At 54.6% G+C, this 16,602-nt stretch carries 15 protein-coding genes; 12 read left to right on the forward strand and 3 right to left on the reverse strand.

The genetic code is table 11. From position 1 onward, the window contains the following. Positions 1–3: 3 nt before the first annotated feature. The 3 genes from VPX56_RS00355 to VPX56_RS00365 are packed head-to-tail and all read right to left on the reverse strand — an operon-like array spanning position 4 to position 3,841. A complete protein-coding gene (locus VPX56_RS00355; RefSeq protein WP_326469212.1) occupies positions 4–2,496 on the reverse strand; it encodes a fimbria/pilus outer membrane usher protein in 2,493 nt (830 codons plus the stop codon). A gap of 15 nt (positions 2,497–2,511) precedes the next feature. Beyond that, positions 2,512–3,204: a fimbrial biogenesis chaperone gene (locus VPX56_RS00360; RefSeq protein ID WP_131634613.1), complete on the reverse strand. Its 693-nt coding sequence runs from the start codon at positions 3,202–3,204 to the stop codon at positions 2,512–2,514. 52 nt (positions 3,205–3,256) lie between these two features. Further along, positions 3,257–3,841, reverse strand: a complete 585-nt coding sequence (locus VPX56_RS00365; protein ID WP_131634614.1) for a fimbrial protein — start codon at positions 3,839–3,841, stop codon at positions 3,257–3,259. Positions 3,842–4,215: 374 nt separating this feature from the next. On the opposite strand from VPX56_RS00365, the gene VPX56_RS00370 reads away from it, so the two are divergent. The 12 genes from VPX56_RS00370 (at position 4,216) to VPX56_RS00425 (ending at position 16,571) form a co-directional block, all read left to right on the forward strand. Beyond that, entirely contained in the window at positions 4,216–5,028 is an 813-nt protein-coding gene (locus VPX56_RS00370; protein WP_131634615.1) for a winged helix-turn-helix domain-containing protein, read from the forward strand. A gap of 3 nt (positions 5,029–5,031) precedes the next feature. Beyond that, a complete protein-coding gene (locus VPX56_RS00375) occupies positions 5,032–5,517 on the forward strand; it encodes a hypothetical protein (protein ID WP_326469217.1) in 486 nt (161 codons plus the stop codon). 227 nt (positions 5,518–5,744) lie between these two features. Next, a complete protein-coding gene (locus tag VPX56_RS00380; protein WP_131634616.1) occupies positions 5,745–6,368 on the forward strand; it encodes a common pilus major fimbrillin subunit EcpA in 624 nt (207 codons plus the stop codon). A 45-nt stretch (positions 6,369–6,413) separates the two neighbouring features. Beyond that, positions 6,414–7,091, forward strand: a complete 678-nt coding sequence (locus VPX56_RS00385; protein WP_131634617.1) for an EcpB family pilus assembly chaperone — start codon at positions 6,414–6,416, stop codon at positions 7,089–7,091. Positions 7,092–7,097: 6 nt separating this feature from the next. Further along, entirely contained in the window at positions 7,098–9,692 is a 2,595-nt protein-coding gene (locus VPX56_RS00390; RefSeq protein ID WP_131634618.1) for a CS1-pili formation C-terminal domain-containing protein, read from the forward strand. Then, positions 9,667–11,268 (forward strand): receptor, encoded by a 1,602-nt coding sequence (locus VPX56_RS00395; protein WP_326469220.1) that lies wholly within the window; start codon positions 9,667–9,669, stop codon positions 11,266–11,268. The genes VPX56_RS00390 and VPX56_RS00395 overlap by 26 nt, the downstream gene beginning before the upstream one ends. Positions 11,269–11,274: 6 nt before the next feature. Next, complete coding sequence (locus VPX56_RS00400; RefSeq protein ID WP_131634620.1) at positions 11,275–11,928, forward strand: putative pilus assembly protein; 654 nt, start codon at positions 11,275–11,277, stop codon at positions 11,926–11,928. Positions 11,929–12,001: 73 nt separating this feature from the next. Then, positions 12,002–12,196 carry a hypothetical protein gene (locus VPX56_RS00405; protein ID WP_013094846.1) on the forward strand — a complete coding sequence of 65 codons (195 nt, stop codon included), beginning with the start codon at positions 12,002–12,004 and terminating at the stop codon, positions 12,194–12,196. A 23-nt stretch (positions 12,197–12,219) separates the two neighbouring features. Then, entirely contained in the window at positions 12,220–12,405 is a 186-nt protein-coding gene (locus VPX56_RS00410; RefSeq protein ID WP_013094847.1) for a hypothetical protein, read from the forward strand. A gap of 66 nt (positions 12,406–12,471) precedes the next feature. Next, positions 12,472–14,568, forward strand: coding sequence for a peptidase domain-containing ABC transporter (locus VPX56_RS00415; protein ID WP_131634621.1), 2,097 nt, complete (start codon positions 12,472–12,474; stop codon positions 14,566–14,568). After that, the gene (locus tag VPX56_RS00420; RefSeq protein ID WP_326469223.1) at positions 14,565–15,314 is read left to right on the forward strand and encodes a hypothetical protein; all 750 of its coding nucleotides are present in this window, start codon (positions 14,565–14,567) and stop codon (positions 15,312–15,314) included. The genes VPX56_RS00415 and VPX56_RS00420 overlap by 4 nt, the downstream gene beginning before the upstream one ends. Positions 15,315–15,320: 6 nt before the next feature. Continuing rightward, positions 15,321–16,571 carry an HlyD family secretion protein gene (locus VPX56_RS00425; protein WP_131634623.1) on the forward strand — a complete coding sequence of 417 codons (1,251 nt, stop codon included), beginning with the start codon at positions 15,321–15,323 and terminating at the stop codon, positions 16,569–16,571. The last annotated feature ends 31 nt before the right edge of the window (positions 16,572–16,602 follow it).

The raw sequence follows: 16,602 nt of genomic DNA on the forward strand, positions 1-16,602 counted from the left end.
TAATTAATGGCAAACCGATGACGAGCTGTCCAGCCCCCAGGTCGGCGCGGTGATTTCACACGTGCCGCCGCGAAGATGAACGTTGAGCGCGCGCGGCGCCTGCTCGGCGCGGATGTACAGCACGCTTGCCTGGCCGACGTAACCTACAGATTCGCCTTTCTCATCCAGCACTTCGGTGCCAAATGGCAACGGCTTGCCGTCGGCGCGCGTGGCGTGAAGCACCCAGGACTGACGTTTGTCGGTTTCAAAGCGGACATAGTTCACGGCGCCATCGTAGGGGGCCACGTTGGCCATGTTGCCGAGCACTTCCGCGCCAGAGCTGTTTTCGGTTTCAGACAGCGTGATCGAGTTCTTGCGATACGGCGTCGCGTAAGGCACCAGCGCCACGCCGTCGCGGTTGGTCACGATGCTTTCATCCCCGTTGACCATCAGCCCCTCGGCCTGCGGCGCGTCGACGATAGTCATGGTCGAACCGGTTTCGTTGGAGGCGAGAACATGCCACGGGTAAGCCACCAGGCTTCCGCGCCCGTTGAGGCCGGTCTGGCGGTAGTCAGACGATTCACTGTAAGAACCGCCAAGGGTGGCAAAGCTCGAGCGGTAGGCCGTATTAACGCTTGCCGAGTTACTGCCCCCTCGCGCGTTGCTGCCGGAGAGGGTGTAGCTCAGGCGGTTCGACTCCAGCGCATTGCCGCTCATGCTGATGTTGCTCTGCTCGTAGTGAGAATCGCTGGCCGTCATGCTGGAGGTGATCCACGCATTATTATCAAACAGCGAGAACGGCAGGCTGAGCGAGAGGTAAAAGCGCGTCTCTTCTTCACTGTCGCTGTTGCGGACCCGGCTTGCCGACAGGGTATAGCTGGCGCGGCCAATCGCGTTCGAGTACCCGGCCTGATACTCACGCGTGGTTTGCTGCGAATTCCAGTAGTCACGCTGCGTCCCGGAAATAAATACCGTGCCCCAGTTTTCTGCCAGGCGCTGGTTGAGGTTGAGCGTTAAGGTATTTTTAGGCTGCGCCGCGCGCAGGGCATCCCAGGTGCTCATCGACATTTCCGGCGCAACGCCGAACCGATCTTCATAGTCGTCATACTGCTCTTTCAGGCGCTGATAGCCTTCGCGTGAATAGAGCGCATCGCTAAAGCTGTAATAGCCCTTGGTGGAATAGCGGTAGGCCGCCAGGGTGAAGTTAGTGGCGGTGGTATCGATAAATTTGCTGTACGACACGCGAAAACTTTGGCCGCTGTCGGTGCGATCCTGCAGCGTGGTTTTCGCGTGGGTGACGTCAAAGGAAACGGCGCCAAACGGAAAGTTCCAGCCCGTCCCGATCAGCCCGGCCTGGTAGTTGTCGCTGACGATCGTTCCCGTGTAGCCGGTGATGAGGTTATTGAACCCGTAGCGCAGCGTGGCCTGCAGGAATGCCGGATCGGCGTCCAGCGTATTTTGATGGACTTTACCCGCCACCACGCTGTACTGGCTCACGCCCTCTTTCAACATGCCGGGCACCGCAGAAAACGGTACGGTAAAAGATTGCTGAGAACCATCGGCCTCGCGTACCACGACCAGCAGATCGCCGGCTGAACCGGTGGGCTGGATGCTGTCGAGCGTGAACTGTCCAGGCGGGACGTTTTCCTGATAGATGACGTTGCCGTTCTGGGACACTTTTACCAGGGCGTTGGTGCGCGCCACGCCGTGGATCACCGGCGAGAAGCCCTGCTGGGAGTTAGGCCGCATTTTCATGTCTGACGCCAGGGATACCCCGCGCACGCGGAGGGAATCAAACAGATCGCCCGGAATATAGAAATCACCCAGCGTCAGGTTTGAGGTCAGCGAGGCCAGCGGGCGGCGAAGATAGCGGGTGTTGTTCTGCCAGCGACTGTCGCCGCTGGCCGATTTTTGCCAGGTGCTGCTGTCGCGAAGCTGCCAGCCGAACAGGTTTGCGCCGGAGTCCAGCCCGGCGTAAAAATCGTCGTTGGTCTCCTTTGCCGTTCCTTTTGTACGCGTGTTGTACCAGGTGGTGTTCCAGGAGAGCATAAGCGCCGGTATGCCTTCGCTCCAGAACTGGGGAGCAATATAGCCCTCTTCGGTACGCAGCAGGGCCGCCTGCGGCACCGTGAGCGCCAGGCTCAGCGTACCCGGATCGGTTTTGACCTCACCGCCCTGTACTAAATCATGTAACTGAACCTCACCCTGCGCGATGGCCGGCGCGGGAATGTCCTTCATGCTGATTCCCAGAGACTGCGCGTCTTTCCAGGCAAGGTGAATGTCATCCGGCTGCTCGCCGTAGGTCACGCTGTAGCGCCCCTTCCAGCTCCCGTTTACGTAGATGTCCATCTCCTGCTTGCCGGCAGGCATGAGGTTGTTTTCATAAAAGCGTGACAGATCGGACTCACCGGATGCGCCAGCAAGCAGGGAGGTATCAAACGACACGGCCCCGGATTTATGCGAAAGCAGAAGCGAGCAGACTGCCAGCAGACAGAGCCTGTTTTGTTTCAATTTCATGGTGAGTCTTTCCGATCACTGGCTGGTGAAGGTCCGGGTTTTATAGGCGCCCAGATCGTCCACGTACATCAGCTGGAAGGTCTGGCCACGCTTAACGTCATTCTTAGTGGCTACCGTCAGTTGCCCAAACGGGGAAACCATCGGTGACTCGTTGAGTAATTTTGTTTTACCCCGAGAAATATTGGCGACGGTGATATGGAACGGGCTGTTATTGTTGATGCGGAACTGATTACCGTTGGCAGTCAGGGTCAATTTCTCTACCGCGTTATCCAGCGAACCCGCCAGCGAAGCCGGACGGTAAAAAAGTTTGATACGCGATTTAATCGCCAGCTGCACGGTATTCTGGTTCTGCAGGTTTTCCGGTTTAGGCGGAATATCCAGCACGTTAAGAAAGAAAACAGATTCCCGATCTGCAGGTAAATTTGCCGGCAGTTTTTTAATGCGCAGCTGTTGGCCATTATGTCCGCTGACCTTAATCACCGGCGGTGAGAGAAGGAAAGGGACCTTGGCTGTTTCCGGCGTCGAGTTAATATCGCCGTCATCAATCCAGGATTGCACCAGTGCGGGTGAATCGCCGGTATTCATTAACTGAACGATCACCTCTTTATTATTTTCAGGGTACAAGACTCGAGTGCCATTGATGACAATATTGGCCCATGAGTGACCCGTGCTCAGCAGTAATACCGCCAGCAAAATTGCCTTACGCATGATTGAAACCTTAAATACAGGCCCTGCAAACGCAGAGCCTGAATAATTAATATTACAGGTAGGAAATGGTATAGGTAACGTTGGAGCTTAACTCACCCACGGTTGCTGCGGTGGCGTTAGTTTTATAGTAATAAACGTCCAGCGTCAGCGTCTCTGAATCTGGCGCCGTTGCGGTACCCATAATATCGGTGGTGTACGCCTGGTTCAGCGCAATCGGTGCAGATGCGCCCGGTTCCACTAACGCAAAACCTACGTTACGCGCAACGCTCGCGTCGCTTTCGTTAACGCTGTTGTTCAGCAGATATTTTCCGTCGGTGGAAATATTATCCGCGCTGGAGAAGTACACCTTAAGCGGAGTACCGGTGGTGCCCGCCGCTGGGGAACAGCCGGAGAAGGTCAGAGCAATCGATTTTTTATTTTTGGTAATCAGGCCGACCGTTGTACCGGCATCTTTCACCGAGATTGGGGAGAGCGCAACGGTAAAGTCAGCGCTTTTTCCACCGTTAATGGTGCAGGTGGTATCGGTAATTGCGCCGGTAAAGTTAATTACGCCACCGGCAGAATTATCTGCAGCCACAGCACTGGTAGAGGCGACAGCAGCGGCCAGCACAGAAACGGTCATGATCGTCTTGAACATGATAAACTCCATAAAGATTTGTTTTATATAAAATGAATGTTATTCGGCCGCGCATCGCACTCTTGCCGGACAAAGCGCATAGCGAAACGCATAAAACGCCTTGTCGATATTATGTTGCATCAAAAATATACATAACAAAACATTATTCTGACAAACCGTCAACATTAAGATTATAATCTGGATTGCTGGGTTTTTATAAGATCTTAACCTAAATGCCTTCGTTCGAAGATTTTAATTAATGATTTAATAATCGTTAATTAATGAAGTTTTCTAAAACCCCCCCTCAAATAATATTACATGACTTGACCACACTCTCTTTAGACTTATTATTGCCAGGGAAATACACAAATTTATAACAGTGGTGTAATAATAATATGAAGTATCTCATTGATCTTGCAATGCTTTATGAGGTTGACACCGGTATGATCATGATTAATGGAGAAGAGGAGTCCTCCATTAAGTTATCCAATCAGGCTGCACGTTTACTTTATGAACTTATCATCAATAATGGAAAGACACTCGACAGAGACGAGCTGATAAAGAAAGTATGGGAAGAGCGCGGCTTCTCAGGTTCTTCCGTGAGTCTTAACGTTGCCATAAGTGAAATCAGGAAGGCGTTTCGTACGCTGGGGCGCGATCCTTTACTGATTAAAACGATTCGCGGAAAAGGATTTAGCCTTGCAGCACATATTGAACATCACACGGTGAGACCCCCGGTTGTTCAATCCGTTACTGAATACACTGCGTCAGAAGAATCTGAACCGCTCTTACAGGAGAGAGCGCCAGATCCGCCTAACCGAATAAGAGTCTGGCACAACGCTTTTATTACGTTATGCATTGTGTCGTTAACGGTCATTGTCGGTGCAGCCCTCTTTCTGATTCACCAAAAAGAGCCGTTTGCAGAGACGCTGAAAGAGTCTGATATCCATCTGCTCGGCAAAGTCGATCGGTGTACGGTATACCTTATCGATAAGAACATGTATCAGCCGAAACAGCATTATTTTAACCGGGTAAAAGAGGCCATCGCCAGGCAGCATATCGACTGCGAACATCAAGTTGCTGATGCTTACTATTCAAATTTCACAAAATCGCAGATGGAAAATTATTTCCTGGCTATCTGTTACCAGCAGGAGAGCATTGATGATTATAAGAATTGCCTTTCTTACAGAAGCCTGACCGGGAGTTAAAATATGTCAAGGACAAAGCTGAGTGTGTTATCGGGTGTGGTACTGGTGTTGTCGACAATCGCCTTGCTGCTGTTTTATTTTACGAGGACGCAGGATGAGGGATTTGGCTGCCAGTCGGATACGGTTTCCTGGAAAACGTATTCAACGGGAGAATCAACCGATATGTCCTTAACGACGCTTTTTCTGTTTAACAGTAAAGACGTGGTGACGGTTATTCATAAGGGCGTGCTCAGAAAAGACGGGCAAAATTATCTGATCGACAGGAATTATATCCTGACGGTTGAGAAAGTCGATGGGAGTAATATTTACTATATTAAAGACAAAAAGCTGAACAAATCTGAGGATGATGTGGCGCCTGATGGTATTGTAAATGAAATGTTGCTGGACAATATCAACTTCTTTTATATAACCAGTATTAAAAAGCACGCCTGGTTAATCAAAGGGCTGGTATTACCTGTAATGATGTGCGTAGCTGTTCCTACGTCCTGATATTTAGCCTCAATAACAGAATCGACGATTATCTACTTTCTGATTTCCAGAGAATTAATCCATTGTGTAACAATAGGATACAAAGCGTTCATTTTTATATTCGTCTTTTATCAAAGGCGAGTGAATTATTCTGTATTGCCTCATTATTTTTGGGCTGATTATACTCCGCCTCGAAAAAGGGGCACCCCTTTTTATACATGTGGATTATTTTTTGAAGGACTAATTAAATGAACAAACTGAACGCTATCGTTCTGGGCTCACTGCTGTCTGTTTCTGCCCTGAGCGCTGTTAATGCTGCTGAAACAACTGCATCTGCAACCTGGCAGGCGTCTGCAACTAAGGACAGCGAATCTGACCTGGTGATCACCCCGACTCGTGCGCTGAACTTTGTATACAGCGCAAATACAAAAGCATTCAACACCGACACCGGTCTGTTTGATGTGGCTATTCGTGGCGATCACTCTACCGCAACGAGCTTCAAGCTCGAAGCGATCCTCGACGATTCCAACAACACCCTGTTCAGCGTTGGCGGTGAGTCTACCAAGCTGAAAGTGGGCGCGCGCTGGGGCGGCAACGACCTGGGCTCCGTGGGCGGTACTGTAGGTGCGAAATCTACCGCGTGGACCACGCTGGTTGACTCTGCGTCCAACACCGGCGTCTCTTCTGGCCTGTGGAACCTGACCACCAGCGCTGGCGCTGCGGCGGATACCGAAATTACTGGCCAGGACAAATTCGTGTTCTACGTTGATTCCGCTCAGGACAACGCAGGCGCAGCGAAAGAGTTCAAAGACCTGACCAACAGCCTGTGGGAAGGTACCGTGTCCGTTGCGTTCCGCGCAACCTGGGGCTAATGCCTGACAGATCCAGGGGCGCAAGCCCCTGTTTAGGGAAATATCATGCTAAGCCTAAAACCCGCCCTCTTATTCTTATTGCTCGCCTCTTCCTCCGCGCTGGCCATTAATGTGGGAAAAGTCACCACCATTATTCCTGCAAATGCAGATACCACCGCCAAGGAAATTAAAAACGAAGCCGATTCCGTGCGCATTGTGTCCATTAGCGCGCAGCGTATCAGCAGCCCGATGGACGAAGGGATCGTGATTAATCCGGAGAAAGTGGACGAGCTGCTGCTGACGCCCACGCGCATGGTGATGCCAGCCGGCACCAGCAATATCGTCAAATTTTACTATCACGGCAATGCCGATAATAAAGAGCGTTATTACCGCATTACCTTCATCGATGAAGGCGTGAGCGAAGACCTGGACAATGGTTCACAAAAGAACGGTAAAGGGATGACGCGCGCGGTGGTGAGCACCATTCTTGTGGTCCAGCCCCGGGATAAAAAGATCGACTTCGTCTACGTGGCGGGAAAGATGACCAACAAGGGCAACACCTCGTTTCGCGTCAATGCGACGGGAACGTGCCTGAAACCGAACCCGGAATCACCGACGACCCCCTGCACCAAAAACTTTTATCTGATGCCCGGAACCTCGCGCGCTATCGACGATATCAACGTGACGGACAACCATTTTCATCTCGGAATTTGGGACCAGAAACAGTTCATTCCTGTTAAGTAAGGATGCATGGTGAAAAATAAATTAGTGTTGCCGGTGATGATGGCTTGCGCATCCGGCACGCTGCCCGCGTTGGCGGATGCAGCTCCAGGCTCCGTGGTTATCGCTAATTACCGTTTTCCCGACTCGCTTTATGGACTGCTGGAGCAGGGGATCAAAATCCCCGTGTATCTGGTCAATACCCGTCCGAATACAGCCCAGCCCGGAACCCGCGATAGCACGGCGAATGAATATGTTCGTATTGGCGATGTGACGCTCTTTGCGAAGGATCTCAAGCTGGGGCTGAGGGATGTTCAGGTTCAGGAGTCCGATAACGGCGTTCGCCTGTCGAAAGAGATGCGCGCGCTGCTGCAGAGCATTAACGATAAGCAGTTTAACGACCAGATGCGCATCCCGGTGAGCGCCGGTTCGGCATTCGAACTGGATCAGAAGAAGATGCGCCTGCTGCTGAATTTATCCCAAAGCGACTATGGGGTGAATATCCGCCCGCGCGAGGTGGATATCGATGCGCCTGAAAGCGATGACCTGAGCGGAACATTCTCCTATAACCTCGGCGCGTACCATACCGAAAGCGGCTACGGCGACAGCTGGTCATCCGGCTACCTCAACGCGAAGAGCTGGGTGTCGATGGGGGTGGATCACCTGCTGATCGACGGCTCCGGCTATGTGAACGAGAACAGCAGCGATACCCAGATGAACGCCGCCATGTGGGAGCGCGATTATCAGGGCATGCGTTACGCCGCCGGCATGCTTAACGGCTGGGCGATGCAGTCCCTGGCCAGCGTTAGCGGTATCTCCGGCGGGGAAGTGTACGGCGTGTCGATGGGCAACCAGGCGAACTCGCGCAAGCGCGACAACACGCTTTCCATTACGCCCGTGGTGGTCTACTTCCCGACGGCGGGCGAGGCGCGCATTCGCCGCGACGGCCAGCTTATCGGCATTCAGCGCTTTGACGTCGGCAACCACGAAATTGACACCAGCAATCTGCCTTACGGGATTTACAGCGTCGAGGTTGAGGTGGTCAGCGGTAGCCGCACCGTGTCGCGCAGCATGTATACCGTCAATAAACCCTTCTCCAATAACGTGTCGGAAACGCTGCGCTGGCAGACGTGGGGCGGCATTTATAGCCGCGATAAATCCATCGTTAACTATAAAAAATACGCGAAGCGCAAAAACAAGCAGGACAACACTTACTACTACGATTACGACACCAAACATAAAGACACCATGTCTCTGGTCGGGGCCTCCTTCAGCAAGCGCAGCGGAATGGTTGACTGGAACGCGTCGACCTACATGATGCGCGAGCACGTGGTCAGCGAGCTGTGGGCGTCGGTAAACCTGACGGACGCTTTCTCGGTAAACACCCAGACGATGGCGGCCTCCGACGGAACCTATCGCGCCAACTATGGGGCGAATCTCAGCCTGCCGTGGCAGATTGGCTCGGTCTGGTACTCTCACGAGCAGCTCTCCAGCGGCAAGTTCCTTGATATCTACGAGGCGAAGGGCAACACCTGGGGGGCGTCATTTAGCCTGCCTTCCTTCGGCCTGCCGTCTGCCGGAAACCTGAGCCTGATGCGCCAGGAAGACGAGATGTACCGCTACAAGCGTTACCAGCTGGACTACTCCCAGGGGCTGTACGCCGGTCGCTACGGTACTGCCCGCCTGCGCGTTGGCATGTCGCGCAATAAATACGATGGCTATTACGAAGAGCGAGATCGCTACGTGATGCTCGACTTCTCAATTCCGCTCGGCAACACCGTCTCGGTAGGGGTTTCGCATAACCGCGATACCGGCACGGCGCTAAACGTTAGCGCCAGCCGCCAGTTTGACGGCGACTACCTGAAGTCGGCCACGGCCAACGTCTCGAAAGCCTTTAACAGCACCTACGACCGCAGCGTCAGCGGCGGGGGCAGCGTGAACTTCGATACGCCGTGGAACAGCAACATCCTCAGCGTGCAGAGCGGCATGAGCAAAGGCTGGAACTCCACGCTGACCAGCGACGGCAGCGTTGGCTGGTCTAAAGAGGCCATTGCCGCCGGGAAAGGCACCGACAGCGCGGGGGTGATTGTCAGCACCGGCCTTAAATCTGACGAGGCGCTGACGCTGAAGCTCAACGGCCGCGCGGAGCGCATCAAAGGGGATAAAACCTGGCTGTCGCTGCCGGCGTATCAGGCCTATGACCTGGAAGTGATGAACAGCGAAACCGGTACGGAAAGCTATGAAATCGGCGCGAATGCGCGTCGCCACATCACCGTTTACCCGGGGAACACGGTGGTGATGAAGCCGCAGGTGAAGAAAATCGTCACCCTGTTTGGTCGTCTGGTTGATGCAAAGGGTGCCCCGGTTGGCGCCACGCAGATCAAGAACCACGTCGGGCTGACCCGCACGGAAAACGACGGTCGCTTCGTGATTGACGTGGACAAAAACAACCCGATTCTGAGCATCGCCACTCCGGATGACAGCGTCTGCGAGGTCCGTCTGGATATCGAGTCCAACCGCGGCGCGCTGTGGCTGGGGGACATCTCCTGCAATAAGGGCGATTACGTCTGGCAGGAAGCAAAAGGAACACTGGAACGTGATGATGAAAAAGATATTCGCTCTTAATCTGCTCCTGATGAGCGCGGCTGCCCAGGCGCAGCAGATGCCCTATTTCGCCATTAATAATCCCGACAATAACGGTACGGGAAACTCCGCCGCGCTGTTTAGCCTGAACAGCACCTCGACCTCGTTTTTACACGGGTCCCGGGAGTGGCCGTCGCTGAGTGCGAAAACCAACAACGGGGTAGCCACCTACATCCCGGACAACAGCTTCAGCGGCCCCGCGGGCAGCGCGCTGACGATAAACTTTGCCGTGACGGGGTCCAGCGCCTCGCCGTTCTTTAAAGGGACGGCCTGTTCATCCAACTGCGGCACGAGCGGCTATAGCCCGACGACAAGCTACAGCGACACCTCGATGGTGGTAAAGCCGCCGGTGATCGAGCCGGGTACGTCCTATGGCCGCTGGGTGCTGGGCGATCCGTTCTTTAACTACCTGCTCAATTCCGCGCCGGGCGATGAGGTCACCATTACCTCCACGCCGCAAATTAGCTCGATCAACAAGGTCACGACCACCAACACCCTGCATAAGGTAGGGACGCTGACGATGACCAACTCCCGTGCGCTCAACCTGGGGATTGACCCGATCAGCGGGGAAGTCACCATTGTCGACGGTTCCACCGGCACCGCCTGCACCAAATACACGCGCAATACGGTATCGGGCGTGCTCTGCGAACTGCTGGAGTACACCTTTGTCGGGGAGGATATCACTGGCTACAGCCCGGGCCTGGCGCTGACCTCATCGCGCGTGAATGGCGTGCTGCAGTCGCACATGAACGGCGGTACGGGCCTGGCTGCCGAGCTGACCTTTGATGAGAGCAACTGGTACAGCATCTCCGGCGGCATCCTGAGCGACACCCGCGTGCTGGCGAACACCTTCCTCGCGGCACCGCAGAAAAACGGTGGGAAAGCGTACCTCAAAATCTTCCTGCCTAAGGCGCTGATCATGAGCGTGGCGCAGGCAGGGGACGGCAGCAGCATTGGCAATATCGTCAGCCTGTGCCTGACGCCGGGCAACAGCTCGCTGGCTGCCGACTTCTGCTTCCAGCCGGGTGGCGGGCTGGTGATTAACCCCATCCAGCCGGGGCTGGCGATTGTGCCTGACAATCCTGATTACACACTCGATCCGAACGGTCTGGGCGGTTCCGGGAAAGGCATTATTGGCGAAACGCCCATTGAGATCCCCTACACCATTACCTACAGCGGCGCGCAAAAAGATGCGGCGATAGCGGTAACGGTAAAAGTGACCGGGCCGACGCAGAGCCTGAACGGGGTGGACTACTGCGCGTTCAGCGGCAACGGCTTTACGGTGCCCATCCCGGGTAACGTGCTGGTGGGGAAAAGCCAGACGCTGATGGCGCACAACTGTAAGGGTGAAGTGCTTCAGGTGCCGGCCCCGGCCACGCACGCGGAGGAGTGGAACAAAATTAGCTCTGGCGTGACGGACATGTGGCTATGGCAAACGCCGCTGGTCCTGCAATTTGTCATGGATAATCCGGTGTCGAAAACAACCTATGACGGGAATAGCTGGTTTGGTGAAGTGACCGCGCAGGGAAAAATAGACGTCAGCGCATCCTGGAATTAAACGAATATGACTGGAAAAATCCTGGCTATTTTTGCAATAAATTGCTTCATTTCATTCGGAGCAAATGCTTTAATTATCGAAAGTCTGAATATTGATTTTTTGCCAGAAAAAGAAGTGGTTTTTCAGCCTATAAAAAACGATACCAGTGAAAGTCAGAATTATACAGTTTCGCTTATTCAGGTAGACGTTCCAAAAGAAAAAGGCAAAGAGACGGAAATAAAAGATGGCGAGCTGATGTTTTCGCCAAAGCAATTGACGCTGGGGAGCGGTGAACGCGCCGGGTTCAAGTTTTACTATACCGGCCCTCACGATAGCAAAGAGCGTTACTATCGCGTCAAATTCACCGAGACGCCGCTACAGGCGCGGGTTGTGATGAGCAAAGGCCAACGCATCCAGTCGGATGTGGTGGTTTCGCTTGAGGCGATTTTGATTGTCCGTCCCTGGACAAGACATTTTGATTATGCGTTTAGCAACGGGGTGGTGAGTAATACGGGGAATACGTACTTTAAATACGTTTCCTCGGTTGGGTGCAGTACGCAATATAACAATTCGAGATATCTTCCACCGGGACAACGGCTGGAAATAGATAATGCCGGGCAGCCTGCAAGGCGGATGATTATTTATGGAAATAAAATCATCCCGCTTTCAACCTGCCCGTAGCAACCGCTTTCCTTCATAAAAGGAAATTAACCTTTAGCATCACGCTAAAGATCCATAACAACAGGAGAATAAAATGAAAGCGATTTCATTCGTAGAAGCGAAAGATATTATCGGTGGCGCGTTGAACCCGTTCGCTGGTCTGGTTAAGGGTGCACAGCTGGGTTATGACACCGGTGCCAGCATCATGGGCATGGTAGGCGGTGTTGTTGGCGGGATCCTGGGTGGCGCAATGGGCTTCCTGGGCGCGCTGGTTGGCAGCTACAACTAATTCACGTTAACAGGAAGAGAATCATGCAAGTTATCGATTTCAAGAAAGCACAGGCCATCATCGGTGGTTGGGACCCGTTTGCTGCAGCACTGCAGGGCGCGAGCGCAGGCTATAACGCAGGCAGCCAGATGTTAGGCGCGCTGGGCGGCACCATCGGCGGCGTATTCGGCCTGGTGGGCGGCTTCATCGGCGGCTTCTTCAGCGCATAAGTTTTTGACCTATGCACTCATGGCCCGCATTGCCGGGCCATTTTTTTATTTCAGCCACGGATAATTATGTTTTCGCTTTTTCAGTATAAAAAACAGGGTAAAACACCTGTTATTCGCCAGCATGAATTTACCGAATGTGGACTGGCCTGCCTGGCAATGGTGATGGGGCATTACGAGCATCATGTCTCCGTAAGCCAGCTGCGCCGGGAGATCTCGGTTTCCGCCGATGCGGGAACGTCGATGGCGGAATTGATGACCCTTGCCAGCGATAAGAACATGACGGGCCGGGTGTTGAAAGGCGAAATCACTGAAATTGAAACCTCGGAGCTGCCGCTCATTGCCTTCTGGCGTGGGAACCATTTTGTCGTCATCGTGAAGGTCGACAGCCGCAGCGTCACGGTTCACGATCCTGCCAGCGGCGTGCGCCGTTACCGTCTCAAGGAGGCGGAAAAACTGTTCTCCGGCTACGTGCTGGAGCTGAAGCCCACCCCGCGTTTTGAAAAGAAATCGCCGGACGAAAAGCTGACCCTTGGGCGGTTAGCCAATAAATCACCGAGCCTGTTCCAGCGTCAGCTGCTGCTGTTCGTGCTCTCTATTTTTACCCTCATCACCATGCTGGCCAGCCCAACCTACGTGCAGCTGATTATGGATGAGGCCATCTCCCGCAGCGATAACGACCTGGTGATCTTGCTCACCGCCATCTTCGCGATCGTCTTTATTTTCGAGGTCATCGGGAAGTTCCTCAAGCAGCTGCTTGAGATCCTGATGCGCAACATCGCCTATGACGATCTGAGCCAGTCGGTGCGCCACTACATGCTGCGCACCCAGACCGGCTGGTTCCGCTCGCGTCCGCCGGGTATCGTGCTGGCGATCGAAAAATCCCTGCACGCCTGCGCGGAGTTCATCAGCAATGGCTACGTGCAAATCCTCTTCTCCAGCCTGATCGCCATCACCAGCCTGCTGTTTATGCTGCTGTACAACGTGAAAATCGCGGTGCTGACCATGCTGCTGATGGGCGTCTTTTTCCTGATCCGCTTTTCGCTGATTGGCCCGTATCAACGCGCCGTGGACGACTCGATTGAACGCACCGCGCAGTACGAGTCGCTGCTGGTCGAAACGCAGAAAGGGATCATCACCCTCAAAGCCAACAACATGGAGCAGGCGCGGGATGCGGTGATGGACAAATCCCAGCGGGAACACATTGCCGGGCTGATGCGCAAAGAGCGGCTGCTGGCCCGTTTTGACGTGGCCTCGCTGCTGGTCATCAATGCCGAACAGCTGCTGGTGGTCTGCTTTGGCGCCTGGCTGATTCTGGAAGGGCAGATGAGTATCGGGATGCTTTACGCCTACATCAGCTATAAGCGCTATTTTTCCGATGCGATGGTGCAGGTGGCGCAAAAGCTGCTGGATAAAAATGCCCTGAAGGGGCCGCTGGACCGCGTGGGCGATCTGCTGTTTGCTCCCTCAGAAGCCAGCCAGTTTGGCAAGCGGATCGTCACCTCGCCGGTAAGCCTGGAGTTTGACGACGTTTCGTTTGCTTACCCCGGCCGTGAGGCAACCCTGCAGCACATCAATATGACGCTGAAGCAGGGCGAAGAGGCGGTTATTGTCGGGCAGAGCGGTTCCGGTAAAACCACGCTGCTGCGGCTGATCTCCGGCATGCTGCTGGCGACGTCGGGCAGCCTGCGGATCAATAAGATCCCGATTAACGAGTGCGATCTCTCCTCGCTGCGCCAGCACGTTCGTATCGTGCATGCGGACGATATTCTCTTCACCGGGTCGATTCTGGACAACATTGCCTGCTTCGACAGCGCGCCGGATAAAGATCGGGTAATTGCCGCCTGCCGCCTGGCGGAGGTCGACCACGTCGTGACGCGTCTGCCGCACGGCTATGAAACCGAAATGCTGCCGGGAAACACCTTCTTCTCGGCCGGTGAGATGCAGCGTCTGGTGCTGGCTCGCGCCCTGTACAGCCAGCCCAAGCTGCTGCTGTGCGATGAAGTGACGGCGAATCTGGATAAAACCACCGCGCAAAAGGTGCTGGCGAACCTGCGCGGCCTGGGGATTGGCCTGGTATTTGTTACCCACTCCCCGGATGTGGTGGGATGCCACGGGCGGCTCTATACCATGGAAAACGGCAATCTGCGGGAGAGTGAACAATGATGTTTCTTCCGCGGCTCTACGCGCGCCTTTGCGCCCGAAACGTCGGGCGCACCCTGCTGGCAGACCGAATCTCGCAAAACTACAGCCAGTTTATGCGCTGCCCGAAGAGCGAGGTACCGGCCGATTTTTTGCGTGAAAACGCGTGGGAGCTGGGCGGATTTGGCTTTGTGGAGCAGGTTTTCCCGCCCGCGCTCTGGCGGCGAAACGTGCGTTTCGATCTGCACCAGCGCGTTGCGGATTTTACCCGCGAGCAGGATTTTTACGCCCGACGGCATACGCTGCTGCTGGGCATGCGCTGGGCGGGGTTTGGGCTGGTGCTGGACGCCCTGCTGTCCACGGCGCCTGACGACGTGCGGTTTCAGTTTATAACCCACTATCCCGCGCTGCATAAGCTTATGGCCGCGCACCCGGCGCGACGCGCTGGTTCCTTTTTCGCCCCGGAGCGGCGGGTCACGGTGCTGATGATGGACGAGCGCCTGCCGGGTGCCCCGCTGTTTATGACCCGTGCAGGCGAGCAGCCGGTATGGTTAACGGATGTCTCTACCCGCTTTCTGACCCGCTACGGGTATGGCGTTCGCACCCTGCTGCCCACCCGCTCGCTCGCTTCACCGGCGTTTGGGCTGGAGAGCCAGGCTTATGCCCCAGCGGAGTATCGACAGGCCGCCGCCGCCACGCTCAATGCGCTGCGCAACATCCCCACGCTCTGGAGTGCATGGGACGATCTTTCAGTGATTTATCATGGATGACATGTCGTGAAATTAAAAAACCGTAGCCGGCAGCGCCGACCGCTGATCCCGCAGCATTTTTCAAAAAGTTATCAGATCAACGCGCCCCGTCTTAAGGCCGTGCTGACGCTGTTCATGTCCTTCTTTCTCTGTTTGCTGGTCTTTTCCGTGGTCTTTAATTTTTCTGAAACCACCCTGGCGCGCGGCGTGCTGATCCCCGCTCAGGGCGATGTCGAAGTGCGGGCCAGAGAGTCCGGCACCATCGTTGATTTTGCGGTACGCCCCGGGGAATACGTGAAGGAGAACGCCCCGCTGTTTACGGTGTCGCAAGACTATGGCGGCAAGCAGGGATCGGTGGTGCAGTTCGATCGCCAGCAGATGGAGGCGGAGAAAAAACGCAGCGAGCAGCGCATTCAGGCCATCGAGGAGTCTATCGCCACGTACCGCAAAAACCTGGCGCAGCAGCTCAACATCACTGACAGGCAGATTGGCGTTTCCAGAGATAAGGTCAAAAAGCTGCGCGCGCTGCTGAAAAACAGCACCGACACCTACGACGCCTGGAAAGCGATATCCGGCAAGGGCTATGTTTCCAAAGTTGATCTCGATAAAAGCCACAACGATGTGCTTAACGCTCAGCTCAATCTGACGCTGGAAGAGAGTACCATCCTGGATCTGGAAGCGCGTAAAACCAGCCTGTCGGACAGCACCCAGTCGCAAATCGACTCCCTGAGCGAGGAGCAGCTGTACGTGAAAAACCGCATCAGTGAAATCGACCGTAACCTCTCCAGCCGGGGCAGTTCGACCATGTCCATGCTGGCACCCGCCGAGGGCTACGTGGTGGCGATTAACTTCCCGCCAGGGCGGGCGATCACCCAAAACAGCGAAGTGGTGGTGGTGATCCGCAAAAATACCGCCGCGACCATGGAGGGGTATCTTTATGTCCCGGCGACGGGCGTCGGGCGGGTCGCGAAAGGCGACAAGGTGAAGCTGCGCTTTGACTCCTGGCCGGTGGATAAATACGGCTCGGTTGACGCCACGCTGTCCGATTTTTATGAGGTCAATATCGACGCCCACTCCGCGCTGATCCCGCTCCAGGAGGGGCAGAACTACTACCTGGCGAAAGTACAGGTGCCGTCATGGTTTACCGATCCGGACAAAAAGAAGCGCATGCTGATGGGCGGGATGACGGTTAATGCGGATATCGTTATTGACCGAAAACCGCTGATTAACTTGCTTATCGCACCGCTTGAAAGGGTGAGGAAGCGCTTTATCGATTGACCCGATTTCATCGATCATCGCCCTTTAGCCC

Origin of the sequence: Enterobacter wuhouensis (assembly GCF_035835995.1) — a bacterium.
Lineage (GTDB): Bacteria > Pseudomonadota > Gammaproteobacteria > Enterobacterales > Enterobacteriaceae > Enterobacter > Enterobacter wuhouensis.